The organism is Clostridioides sp. ES-S-0054-01, assembly GCA_021561035.1.
In the GTDB taxonomy this organism is placed as follows: Bacteria; Bacillota; Clostridia; order Peptostreptococcales; family Peptostreptococcaceae; genus Clostridioides.
Window position 1 is genome coordinate 2,010,195 of sequence record CP067346.1, and the last position, 12,480, is coordinate 2,022,674.

Consider the following 12,480-nt stretch of genomic DNA (forward strand, 5'->3'; position numbering starts at 1 on the left):
CTTAAATTTGTAATTTTATTATATTTTACTTATTATTCATTTTCTTTTCTTATTAGTGTACCTATTCCACTATCAGTAAATAGCTCTGTTATTATAGAATGCGGAACTCTTCCATCCAAAATATGTACTCTATTTACTCCATTATTTAAAGCATCTACACAGCTCTGTATTTTAGGTATCATACCTCCAATAATTATACCTTCTTCAAATAATTTGTCGATATCTTCTAATATAACTTCTGTTATTAATGATTTTTCTTCATCTGGTTCTCTTAATAATCCAGGCACATCTGTAAGAAGTATCAATTTGTCTGCATTTAACTCTTTAGCTATAGCAGAAGCTGCTGTATCCCCATTTATATTATAAGTCTCTCCATCATCTCCAACACCTATAGTTGCAATTACCGAAATATAACCTGACTTTAGACAAGATTCTATAAGCTCAACATTTACTTTTTTGATTTCTCCTACAAACCCAAGTTCATAGTTCTTATATGGGTCACATAAAAGCATATTATTATCTATTCCACAAAGCCCTACTGCTTTTCCACCTTTTGTATGTATTTTATTTACTAGGTCTTTATTCACTTTCCCAGCAAGTACCATTTTTACAATTTCCATAGTCTCTTCATCTGTATATCTAAGACCATTTACAAATTTACTTTCTATATCCACTTTTGCTAGCATTTTATTGATTTCTGCCCCTCCACCATGTACTAAAACTATATTGATTCCAACATAACTCATTAGCACAAGGTCTTCCATAACAGATTCTTTTAGACCATCTTTTTTCATTGCACTTCCACCATACTTAACTACAATAGTCTTTCCCTGATGTTTTTCTATATATGGTAAAGCTTCTATAAGTGTATTTGCTTTTTCTATATTAATCATTAAAGTATTTCCTCCTAATTTCTATAACTTCCATTTATTCTTACATAATCATAGCTTAAATCACATCCCCATGCATTTCCCCTAGAATTCCCCATATTTAAATCTACTAATATACTTATTTCGTCATCTTCAAGAATTTTTTTTGCTTTTTCTTCATTAAAATCTAATCCATTTCCATTTTTGCATACTTCAATATATCCCTTCATGCTCTCAAAAATAATATCTACTTTTTCCATGTCTATTTCTTCACCTGCATAACCTAAAGCGCACAATATTCTGCCCCAATTCGCATCAGCTCCAAATACAGCTGTCTTTACTAGTGAAGAAGATATTACTGTTTTTGCTAATTTTACTGCATGTTCTTCACTTAATGCTCCATTTATATAACATTCAATTAATTTTGTACATCCTTCTCCATCCTTTGCAACAAGTTTAGCAAGCTCTATACAAACATATGTAAGTGCACTCAAGAATACTTGATAATGCTCATCTTTTTTGTTTATTCTATCGTTTTTTGCTTTTCCATTTGCTAGAATCATTACCATATCATTAGTACTTGTATCTCCATCTACGCTAACTCTATTAAAACTTTTATCGACAGCAATTTTTAAAGCTTCTTTTAACAAAACTCCATCAATATTTGCATCTGTAGTTATAAATCCTAAAGTTGTTGCCATATTCGGATGTATCATACCAGAACCTTTTGCCATACCTCCAATAGTTATTTTTTTATCTCCATACATTATTGCTACTGCTATTTCTTTTTTTATAATATCAGTTGTCATAATCGCTTCTCTTGCTCCGATATGGCCTTGTTTACTTAGACTGTTCACTAACTCATCCATATTTTCTTCTATTACATCTATATTTAATGGCTTTCCTATAACACCTGTAGATGCAACTAAAACATCATTTTCTTTAATATTTAATTTATCACTGGTGAATTTAGCCATTTTATAAGCATTTATAAGTCCTTCTTTTCCATTAAATGTGTTAGCATTAGCACTATTTACTATAATAGCTTGTGCTTTTCCATTTTTAATGTGTTCCTGTGTAACATAAACAGGATTTCCCTTTACTTTATTTTGAGTAACTACTGCCGCTGCATCACATAAGACATCTGAATAAACCAAAGCTAAGTCTCTTTTTTCTTTATTTTTTCTCAAGCCACAGTGAATTCCTGAAGCAAAAAATCCTTCTGAAACTGTAACTCCACCCTTTATAATTTCCATATTTATCCTCCTAATTATATGAGTTTAGTATTTTTTCATTCCTAAAATGATGGTGAAATATTTTTTAAACCTGTATTTTCATCAATACCAAACATTATATTCATGTTTTGTATAGCTTGTCCTGCTGCTCCCTTAATCATATTGTCTATAGCTGAACAGATTATCAATGTATCTCCATTTTCATGCAATGATATTACACATTTATTTGAGAACCTAACATTCTTTAAAGAGGCTACATTGTCTAAAGGTAGAACTTCTATAAATTCTTTAAATTCATAATAATCAGTTAATTTCCCATGTATGTCATTTATAGAAATATTATCTTCTTTTGTGCAATATATAGTTGATAGTATTCCCCTATTTACTGGAATTAGATTTGGTGTAAAAACTACATTTACTTTTTCTTTACAGGATTCACTTAAATTTTGTTCTATTTCTGGAGTATGTCTGTGTTTCCCTATTTTATATGCAGTTATATTTTCATTAACCTCAGTAAAGTGACTACTAATTGATAATTCTCTACCAGCTCCCGTAAGACCGGATTTAGAATCAATTATTATATTATTGTTTTTTATCAATTTAGAACTTAATAATGGCATCAATGGTAAAGAAATACTAGTTGGATAACATCCAGGATTTGCAATTATATCTGCGTCTTTTATATCATCTTTGTATATTTCACTTAATCCATATACAGCTTTTTTATGTAAGATTTTATCTATAAAAGATACTCCATACCATTTACTATATATTTCTTCATCTTTTATCCTAAAATCAGCACCTAAATCTATAACTTTCTTTTTTGATTCAATTGCTTTTATTGCGAACTTTTCACTAACTCCATGTGGAAGAGCAGTAAACACAACATCACACATATCAATAACTTTTTCATTTTCTATACATATCATGCTATTTTTATATCCTATACTTGGATATATCTCAACTATATCTTTTCCCACATACGAATTTGAACCTATTGCTGTCACTTCGACTTTATCATGATTTATTAATAATCTAATCAGTTCTGCTCCAACATATCCAGTTGCACCAATAACTCCAACTTTTATTTTACTCATCTTGTTCCCTCCATTTTTATATTCAAATAATCTCAAATTTCTATTTTTTATTATATGATAATCATTTGATAATATACAAATTAAAACCTTCCAATTAAAACAAAAAACCCCTTAGTATTATAAATACTAAGAGGCGATTTTCCGCGGTACCACTCTTATTGGTAAAATTACAATAATCTTTAATAATCAAATTAAAAAGTATCTACAAATGCATGTTTAAAATTAAAAAAGCCTCTTGGTCAAAGACCAAGAGACGAATTATACACCCGCGTTACCACTCTAATTGATAAGATAATCTTACCCACTCTAATCTCTTAAGGCGAGACTCACCAATTACCATACTATTAATTCTGGTAATCTTCTCCAAAGCTCTATTCACAATAAAATTCATTACTAGGCTTCCACCATTCCCAGCTCTCTATCAATTAGTTTTATGCTACTCTCTTTTTCATAGAATTTTAATTTATTTTCTTATTGTTTTATATAATAGTTTATTTTTTTAACTTTGTCAATATAATTTATAAATTTTTGGAAATATTTTCTATATGGTTAATTTCCACCATTTTGTATCTAAATTGCAATATAATTTTTATATTATCATTTGTCAATTTAAGAAATGCCTAAAATATGTTACATTATAAAATAATATAATTTCAAAATACAATATCTATATCTCTTTTTGGTTAAACTTATTGGAATTATTAAATTGTATATATAATTAAATACATTCTATGGTTCAACTACACTATATATAAATTATATGTTATCATAATATTCTAAATTTATAAAACAAATTGTATTGAATTAAATTTATTTAAGGTATATAATTATAATTAAAAATTTTAATAATAGAGGTGCTGTTTATGATGTTTAAAGAATACTTAATAAGAGAATTAAAAGAAGATGATATTAAAAATGCATTAGACTTAATCTGGAACGTGTTTGAAGAATTTGAATCTCCAGATTATTGTAATGAAGGAATTAAGACATTTCATAAATTTATAGAATATAACTCTATTATTGAAAAAGTCAAAGAAAAATCACTCTTATTTTGGGGTTGTTTTGATTGTGAAAAGTTAATTGGAACCTTAGCCATTAGAGACTTAAATCATATATGTATGTTATTTGTAGATAAAAACTATCATAAACGTGGTATTGCAAAAAAACTGATGGCTACAGGTATGGAATATTGTACTTTTAATAAAACTGATTTAACTGAAATAACTGTGAATTCATCACCTTATGCTGTTGAAATTTATCACAAATTAGGATTTAAAGATACTGCTGTTGAGCAAATTGCTGATGGTATACGTTTTACACCTATGAAATTGTTAATATAATAAATCAAATAAAAAGCAAAGTCTCTTAAATATTTTATAATGACTTTGCTTTTAAATTAAGATTTAAAAATAATACTATCTTTTTTATTTTTTTAATAATATACTTTAAAAACATTATTAATATGAAACTCTGATTTATTCTTGATATCTTTTTTGACTAATATATAAATCAATTCAATTATTAAACTTAAATCATGCGTTTTCTCTTTATATCTCCTCTTTATAAGCACGATTGTTCATTGAAAAATAAATTTTCTTGAAATACACTGCTGTCCTGTGGCTTTTCCTTTAATACAAATGATGAAATTTTTATGATGGAATTTTAATTTGTATACCTTACAAAAAGGTGTTCAATAAACGCATTAGAGTAGTTGATTTACCTACTTAATCGTATTTTTTATGAATACCTAATAACACAGTATCAATAGAATCAATTAAACCTTTTATAGCTTCTTCTTTATTCAAAAGTGATTTCCCAAGTTGCAAAGTCGAATAACCATGAAGTACACTCATTATTAGGTTTAATACTTCACCTGTATTCTTTGTCTTTAGATTACAAGAAAGAATAAGTTTTTCTAATAAGGATTTATATTCATCAAAGATTTCTAATGTTTCATTATTTCCATGCCAAGTAGCCCACTGAATAGTTTCATAAACACCAGGATGAGCAATTATAAAGTTAAAATATGCAATACTTATACATTTTATAGCTGTATCTCCAAAATTGCCAATAGCCACCTTTGTCATCTGATTATTCATCTCTCTCATTCCTTTATGAGCTACTTCAAGCAATAAGTCATCCAGACTTTCTATATGATTGTACAAAGATGGTGTACGTATGCCTAGATTTTCTGCAATAACTTTTAAAGAAACCTTGTTAAGCCCATCTTTATTAGCTATATCTGATGCAGCTTGTATAACCATTTCTCTACTAACACGCATTATTCTCCCTCTTTCATTTAAAATTAATTACCTTATTAGTTTAGCTAATCTAATTAGTTTCGTCAATCATTGTAATTTATAAAATTCTTTATACTATCATAAAATCTTGACAATTTAATACTAATATCATATAATACTAATTAAATTAGTATTAAAACTAATATCATTAGTATTATATTAAATTATATATTACAATTTTATTTTAGAGTTTGATTAATATAACAATCACTAATATATCAAACTGAGAGGAGATTTTTATGGAAAAAAAATATTTCAAAATTCATGGAGTTCCTTCAATCCTTTGGGGAAATCCTTCAAGTAAATTATACATTTACATACATGGACAATGTGGTAATAAAGAGGAGGCTGAAGATTTTGCTAATATTGTTGTTCCCCATGAATGGCAAGTTTTAAGTATTGATTTACCTGAACATGGAGAACGTAAAGAAGAAAAAAATTCATTTAATCCATGGCATGTTGTCCCAGAACTAGTATCAATTATGGAATATACAAAGTGCCACTGGAATCAAATTTCGTTATATGCAAATAGTATTGGAGCATGGTTTAGTATGTTGAGTTTTGAAAAAGAGAACTTAGAGGAGTGTATTTTTGTATCTCCAATTCTTGATATGCAACAGCTTATTTCAAATATGATGCTTTGGGCAAATGTATCAGAAGAGCAACTTAAACATGAACTAATTATCCCAACTTCATTTGGGCATACTCTTTCATGGGAATATCTACAATATGCAAAACAACATCCTATCACTCAATGGAATGTACCAACAAAAATATTATATGGTAGGTATGATGAACTTACTGAAATCAGCGTTGTAGAGAAATTTATAGAAAAGTTTAATTGCAACCTTACTATTATGGAAAATGGTAAACATTGGTTTAACACACCACAAGAATTAAATACATTATATGAATGGCTAAATACTTTAGTTAAATAAAAAATAATTATATTATTACTATAATTACATTGTTTATAAATACTTATTTAATTAACTTTATTTTAGTATTATTAAAATAGTTACATAAATAACAAATCAGTCATTGTTACAGAACCTGAAAGTATACAGAACATTAAGAAGTCTTTAATGATTAATCAGAATAGAAAAAAGAGAGATGTAATATTGTACAACTCTCTTTCTTCTATAAAGCTGTATAACTTTTATTTATCACTATCAATAAATTATAGTTATCTACAAAATTCAATCTTTCATTCTCTATTAATATATACATATTTATTGTGTCATTAAGATATAGTATCAAATAAAATCTAACAAAATTAACTATAAAACATCTATTATATAAATATTAACTCTTAAATTTTAAATATACTATATAGTTTTATTGTTATCATCATTTATTTCGATAATTTTCTTATGCATGATACCTATGTTTTTATATGATTTCAGTTCTGATAAAGTAATTACTTTAATTGCAAGAATACTATATTTTTCCGACTATCTTATAGTCATTTTATTCTTGATATTTATAATTAATGGTACTAAATACTCCCCATTTATACTTGAAAATATAAAAAGGTTCAAAAAAGAAATTTATCAATTTCAGAAACTGGAAAAGCAAAAGCTATTCTATTTACTACTCTAAACGAAATTTGCAAAGCTCTATAGTGCCAGACAGGTGATATACTTAAATCTGTAGAAGATAAAAAAGATAAAAAAAGTTTGTTCAAAAGCACTCCTTTTATTGAATTATATCCCTTTAAGATACAGTTAAAATATGTAAAACTATCTAACTCTAGTAGAGTTTTATTATGTCCAAAATTAAGGTATCATTAGAATAAAAAATCAAAACAGTTGAATTACATTTTTCTAAAGAGTTTAATTTAATAGCAGAAAAACATTTTGTTCTATACAATAAAATTAGAATATGGATTCTTAAATATAAAGAAAAATGGATTGATTAGAAAATCAAAAAGGTAAGTTAACTCAATTAGACGAGATAAAATTGGAATTGAAAATTTTAAAATCATGAAACACAAATTACAACTAGAGAATAATAATTAAACTATCCCAGAATTAAGATAAATATAAAGTGATTAAATCTTTATTCAATGAGAAGAAACTTCTATTATCCAGCAGTAAAACATTTACATTCCATATAGTTAATATAAAACCTACTCTAGAAAGAAATATAAAAAAATTAGAAAAGTATTTACATTCCATATAGTTAATATAAAACGTAACTTATCTCAAAGTGCAAAAGAGCTTGAAATATCTATTTACATTCCATATAGTTAATATAAAACCATTAAGTAGTACAACTATATTTGCAGATTCATTTGTATTTACATTCCATATAGTTAATATAAAACCCCAAAATAAATTGAGTATTTCCAACGCTTATACATATACCATCCTCTTAAATTTGCAGTGAGCGAGCAATAGTGCAATTGATAACAGTTATCATATGCTCTCAAAGCTTTATATTTCAACTGTTATGCCCTACTTTATCTCAAAAATCGCTCACTGCAAAACTTCTATATTTTTATTATATCATAAAACTCACATTATAAAATAAAAATGGGATAATTTAGCAAAGTAAGAGCATCTATATGTTTGTAAATGCTTAACTATACTCTCTATTCCAATAATACCTTTTTCTTTTTAGGTTTCTAAAATATTTAATATAATTATAATTATCTTCTTTTCTGTAAAACATATACGCACAACAAAAAGTTATCTTAAATAAAAATAACTATGTATAGGTATTCTCATTTAGAAGAAACGGATAAAAAGACTTCTGACAATTTAAGCAAAATATTATTTACATAAAAAAACTGACTGTCAATTAAACCTAAAAAATGGTTTTGTCAGTTAAATGTCAGTCAGTTATTTTATAATACTTTTGTCCAAACATCGCTATATTTGAACCTTTTAATAATCAACAATACTTATTAATATACAAATTTTACTCATACACAGAATATTTTTTCCAAATTTGCTCTAAATCATCAAAGTGTTGTTTAATATCTTCTTTTTCCTTCATCCCAACAGATATAGCAAGAGCATTTGAAATACTAAGAGCTGGAACTAGAGAATCTACAAACGAAGCCATATTACTTTTAACTAAAAGAGTATTATCTGCAAGTGATGCTACTGGTGCAAATAAGCTATCTGTTAATGATATTACATGAGCTCCTTTTTCCTTGGCATAATTGACAATTTGATAAGATTTCTTCGAATAACGAGGGAAACTAATCGCAACTATAACATCTTCTTCATTTATTCTTACAATCTGCTCAAAAGCATCTCCCATATCCATTCTAATTATATGAACATTGTCAAGTATTATATCTAAGTAGAAACCTAAATATTGAGCTACTACAAAAGAACTTCTCATTCCAAGTATATATATTTTTCTCGCTTTTAAAAGTTTATTAGAAGCTTCTTTAAATGCTCTTTCGTCAATTTCTTCTAATGTAGATCTTATATTATCTATATCACTCTTTAAAACTTTGTTCAATATTGCGAAATCATCTGAATAATCATTTGCCATTTCAACTCTTTGTACTGTAGTTAGTTTATTTTTTATGAGTTCTTGAAGTGCAGCTTGTAATTTAGGATATCCACTATAACCTAAGGCATTTGCAAATCTTACAACTGTAGATTCACTTACTCCTACAGTTTCACCCAATTTGCATGCAGTCATAAATGCAACTTTATCATAATTATTTAAAATATATTGCGCTATAAGTTTTTGTCCTTTACTCAATCTCGTATATTGAGATTGTATATTTGATATCAAATGTTTACTGTCCTTCATTTCATTTGTTTCTTCCATTTTTTTCTCCTTTTAGTTATTAAACTATTTTGTTTTTATTAACACTGCCTTTTTCTCTAAAAATTTTATTACTTTATTTTTTATCTCAATTTCATCTTAGTTTTTATTATAGCTTCTTAAACTCATAAAATTCTAACTTTTCTGTACCTTATACTTCACATAGTATTTTTGATTAAATTTATTATACCATCTTTTCTTGCATTTTTTAATATTTATCCAATATTTCTTTTAAATTTTTCAATTTTTACTCATTTAAAAGTTATCCATCTTATTATGCATATTTAAGTGTATATTTTATTTTGAAAGTAAGTTATCATATACTTATTATTTAAAGTATTTTTAGTAGGTCACAATATATATATTAACTCTTAATAGAATCTTGTCAAGTTTTTTAGTATTTATTGTGATTTTTTCTTTTCAATTAAAATCAATTGTGGTGGGTTATTGACTTGATTTAAAAACTTGGATTCTAAAACATTAAATTCATCTTGATTTAAATTATTGACAAGGTTATATATACAATCTTTTTCCTCTTGACCTCCATCATGCCCTGTATATATGGCAATGCTTATTACTCCATTTTCTTTTAACATTTCTAAACTCAATTTTATAGCCTTTAAAGTTGTATCTGGTTTGGTTATAATTGAATGTTTTGCTCTTGGGAGATACCCCAAGTTAAATAAAACACATGAAACTTTTTCTTTTATATATTTATTCATATTTTCATGCCCATCAAATATCAATTTTACTCTGTCTGTATATCCTTCTTTCTCTAATTTCTTTCTTGTAGACTTTATCGCTTCCTCTTGTATATCAAAAGCATATACAAAGCCTTCTTCCCCAACCTTTTCAGCTAAATACCTTGTGTCATGCCCATTTCCCATAGTAGCATCAATTACTATATCACCTTCATTTATAATATTTTCTAAATAAAATTTATTTATATCTGTAATTTTAGTTAAATATTTTGCATATGCCATAATACCATTTCTCCCTACCATTAACTTTATTTCATTTTTTTAGTTTATTTTTATCTTATTTTATTGATTTTAAATATTTTATTTCATCTTCTGTTAAGTATCTGTATTCTCCAATTTTTGTGTCTTTTAATACTATTTTCCCTACAGAAATCCTTCTTAAATTTAAAACTGGATGATTTATAGCTTTACACATTTTTCTTACTTGTCTATTTCTACCCTCATGTATAGTTATTTCACACACTGAATAATTCTTTTCTTTATTTTCTTTAGTTACTCTTATCTTGGCAGGTGCTGTTGTGTAATCTTCTATTTTTAATCCTGTTTCGAATTTTCTTATTTCATCATTACTTATAATCCCCTTCACACTTGCCACATACGTTTTATCAATTTCATGTTTTGGATGAGTAAGTTTGTATGTCAAATCGCCATCATTAGTAAGTATTAATAACCCACTAGTTTCATAGTCTAATCGCCCTATTGGATATACTCTTTCCTTCACATCTTTAAGTATATCTATTACACTTGGTCTGTTAAACTGGTCTTTTACTGTAGTTATATATCCCTCTGGTTTATTTAATACTATATAAATATAATTTTCACTTGGCTTTACTTTTTTATTATCAAATTCTACTATATCTTTTTCTTCATCAATATTAAAAGACAACTCTTTTACTACACTTCCATTTACTTTTATTCTTCCTTCAAGAATTATTTCTTCTGATTTTCTTCTAGATGCAATTCCACAAGAAGCTATATACTTATTAATTCTCATACATAATCCTTCCTTATCCTAAATTATATGTTATTTAATATTTTTATCAATGTTAATTTTGCTACATTATTATACTATACTAGACCTTAATTAAAAACAAGCTAAAAAATTATTTAATTTTCCTAAATAATTGTAATTTCTTTTCACATACTATTAATATGTAATAGCTGACTAAACACTATTTTAAGGAAGTGATTATTATTTCAAAAGAAAATATAAAGTATTATTTAATAGTCGTGTTTATTGGAATTTTATTTTTTAAATTTATTAATACTCCATCAGATTTTATATCTAGCATTGAAGGATTCTTAAAGTTTTTTAGCCCATTTTTTCTAGCTATTTTACTTGCTTTACTTTTAAATCCACTTGTAATGCTCTTTGAAATAAAATTCAAAACACATAGGCTTTTAGCCATTTTTTTATCTTATATATTTATAGGTATTATTTTAGCTTTTGCCATTAGGTTGTTAATTCCATCAATAGCCAATACATTAAATAGATTGATAAATGAAATGCCTATGTATACTGATTATATGAACAATTTTATAGAAAAAAATATGTCAAACATAGATTTTCTAAAAGCTTTAATTCCTCATATACAATATAGTTTAGATAATGTATTAAAAGAAGCAAGTAATTTTATTAGTAGAATTCCTAAAAACGTCTTAATCTATACACTTAGCATATCCTCTATGTTATTTAATATGACAATGGGGTTTATACTATCTATATATATTATATATGACAAAGAAAAAATCGCATTGGGATTTAAGAGATTCCTATACTCTTCTACTGCTAGAAACAAAGCAGATAACATTATAGAATTTTTTAGAACTACTCATGATATTTTCTATGATTATTTGCTTGGTAGAATATTAGACTCTCTTATTATTGGTATAATTGCATTTTTAGGATTTCAATTTGTTATCCGAATAGAAAATGCTTTATTTTTAGCTTCAATAATATTCTTAGGTAATATAATACCTTATTTTGGTCCTTTTATTGGTGCAATCCCTCCGATAGCCATGACAATATTATATAGCCCTCAAAAAACTATATGGGTCATTGTATTTATATTTATATTGCAACAATTAGATGGAAATTTTATAGAGCCAAAAGTTATGGGTAATCAGGTTGGTATAGGAGCTATATGGGTAATTTCTGCTATTTTAATAGGTCAATCTCTATTTGGTTTTATAGGAGTTTTTCTTTCAGTACCAATAGCTGCTGTCGTAAAAACTTACGTCGATAAATATATAGATAATCGCTTACAATAGCTTATATATACTGTGATTTTAATTTTTAGTTTAAAAATTGACTGTTATTTGTTAAATTATTTCTCAAAAAAATATCTCTTAGTAAGAAAACTTGCTAAGAGATATTTTTTATAATATATATTTTGTTCATTAAATGCATGTAGACATTTTAT

At 26.3% G+C, this 12,480-nt stretch carries 10 protein-coding genes, 1 pseudogene, 1 CRISPR repeat array and 1 other annotated feature; of the genes and pseudogenes, 4 read left to right on the forward strand and 7 right to left on the reverse strand.

Features of this window, described 5'->3' with window-relative positions:
* Positions 1–32 precede the first annotated feature (32 nt).
* Genes argB through JJC02_09720 form a run of 3 tightly spaced genes read right to left on the reverse strand, consistent with a single transcriptional unit; the run spans position 33 to position 3,201 of the window.
* Positions 33–893 carry an acetylglutamate kinase gene (argB, locus tag JJC02_09710; protein UDN53193.1) on the reverse strand — a complete coding sequence of 287 codons (861 nt, stop codon included), beginning with the start codon at positions 891–893 and terminating at the stop codon, positions 33–35.
* 14 nt (positions 894–907) lie between these two features.
* Complete coding sequence (gene argJ, locus JJC02_09715) at positions 908–2,125, reverse strand: bifunctional glutamate N-acetyltransferase/amino-acid acetyltransferase ArgJ (GenBank protein ID UDN53194.1); 1,218 nt, start codon at positions 2,123–2,125, stop codon at positions 908–910.
* Positions 2,126–2,166: 41 nt separating this feature from the next.
* On the reverse strand, positions 2,167–3,201 hold the full coding sequence (locus JJC02_09720) for an N-acetyl-gamma-glutamyl-phosphate reductase (GenBank protein UDN53195.1): 1,035 nt from the start codon (positions 3,199–3,201) through the stop codon (positions 2,167–2,169).
* Between the two features lie 246 nt (positions 3,202–3,447).
* Positions 3,448–3,662: a binding site (T-box leader), on the reverse strand.
* A 405-nt stretch (positions 3,663–4,067) separates the two neighbouring features.
* On the opposite strand from JJC02_09720, the gene JJC02_09725 reads away from it, so the two are divergent.
* Positions 4,068–4,541: a GNAT family N-acetyltransferase gene (locus JJC02_09725; protein UDN56411.1), complete on the forward strand. Its 474-nt coding sequence runs from the start codon at positions 4,068–4,070 to the stop codon at positions 4,539–4,541.
* Between the two features lie 384 nt (positions 4,542–4,925).
* On the opposite strand, the gene JJC02_09730 is transcribed toward JJC02_09725, so the two are convergent.
* Complete coding sequence (locus JJC02_09730; GenBank protein ID UDN53196.1) at positions 4,926–5,483, reverse strand: TetR/AcrR family transcriptional regulator; 558 nt, start codon at positions 5,481–5,483, stop codon at positions 4,926–4,928.
* A gap of 257 nt (positions 5,484–5,740) precedes the next feature.
* On the opposite strand from JJC02_09730, the gene JJC02_09735 reads away from it, so the two are divergent.
* Positions 5,741–6,439: an alpha/beta hydrolase gene (locus tag JJC02_09735; GenBank protein UDN53197.1), complete on the forward strand. Its 699-nt coding sequence runs from the start codon at positions 5,741–5,743 to the stop codon at positions 6,437–6,439.
* Between the two features lie 609 nt (positions 6,440–7,048).
* A pseudogene (locus tag JJC02_09740) lies at positions 7,049–7,126 on the forward strand (transcriptional regulator).
* Positions 7,127–7,602: 476 nt separating this feature from the next.
* A CRISPR array of direct repeats spans positions 7,603–7,831; the repeat unit is 31 nt; unit sequence TATTTACATTCCATATAGTTAATATAAAACC.
* A gap of 595 nt (positions 7,832–8,426) precedes the next feature.
* Here the strand turns inward: JJC02_09740 and JJC02_09745 are convergent.
* The 3 genes from JJC02_09745 to JJC02_09755 all read right to left on the reverse strand — a co-directional run bounded on the left by JJC02_09745 (position 8,427) and on the right by JJC02_09755 (position 11,051).
* A complete protein-coding gene (locus JJC02_09745) occupies positions 8,427–9,299 on the reverse strand; it encodes a MurR/RpiR family transcriptional regulator (GenBank protein ID UDN53198.1) in 873 nt (290 codons plus the stop codon).
* A gap of 398 nt (positions 9,300–9,697) precedes the next feature.
* On the reverse strand, positions 9,698–10,279 hold the full coding sequence (locus JJC02_09750) for a class I SAM-dependent methyltransferase (protein UDN53199.1): 582 nt from the start codon (positions 10,277–10,279) through the stop codon (positions 9,698–9,700).
* A gap of 55 nt (positions 10,280–10,334) precedes the next feature.
* Complete coding sequence (locus JJC02_09755) at positions 10,335–11,051, reverse strand: rRNA pseudouridine synthase (protein ID UDN53200.1); 717 nt, start codon at positions 11,049–11,051, stop codon at positions 10,335–10,337.
* A 191-nt stretch (positions 11,052–11,242) separates the two neighbouring features.
* Between JJC02_09755 and JJC02_09760 the strand changes: the two genes are divergently transcribed.
* Complete coding sequence (locus JJC02_09760) at positions 11,243–12,328, forward strand: AI-2E family transporter (GenBank protein ID UDN53201.1); 1,086 nt, start codon at positions 11,243–11,245, stop codon at positions 12,326–12,328.
* Positions 12,329–12,480: the final 152 nt, after the last annotated feature.

Bases quoted from the DNA above. Each gene is read 5' to 3' on its own strand.
- JJC02_09725 (UDN56411.1), top strand. From the start codon at position 4,068: ATGTTTAAAGAATACTTAATAAGAGAATTAAAAGAAGATGATATTAAA.
- JJC02_09745 (UDN53198.1), bottom strand. From the start codon at position 9,299: ATGGAAGAAACAAATGAAATGAAGGACAGTAAACATTTGATATCAAAT.
- JJC02_09720 (UDN53195.1), bottom strand. From the start codon at position 3,201: ATGAGTAAAATAAAAGTTGGAGTTATTGGTGCAACTGGATATGTTGGA.
- argB (UDN53193.1), bottom strand. From the start codon at position 893: ATGATTAATATAGAAAAAGCAAATACACTTATAGAAGCTTTACCATAT.
- JJC02_09730 (UDN53196.1), bottom strand. From the start codon at position 5,483: ATGCGTGTTAGTAGAGAAATGGTTATACAAGCTGCATCAGATATAGCT.
- JJC02_09735 (UDN53197.1), top strand. From the start codon at position 5,741: ATGGAAAAAAAATATTTCAAAATTCATGGAGTTCCTTCAATCCTTTGG.
- JJC02_09750 (UDN53199.1), bottom strand. From the start codon at position 10,279: ATGGCATATGCAAAATATTTAACTAAAATTACAGATATAAATAAATTT.
- argJ (UDN53194.1), bottom strand. From the start codon at position 2,125: ATGGAAATTATAAAGGGTGGAGTTACAGTTTCAGAAGGATTTTTTGCT.
- JJC02_09755 (UDN53200.1), bottom strand. From the start codon at position 11,051: ATGAGAATTAATAAGTATATAGCTTCTTGTGGAATTGCATCTAGAAGA.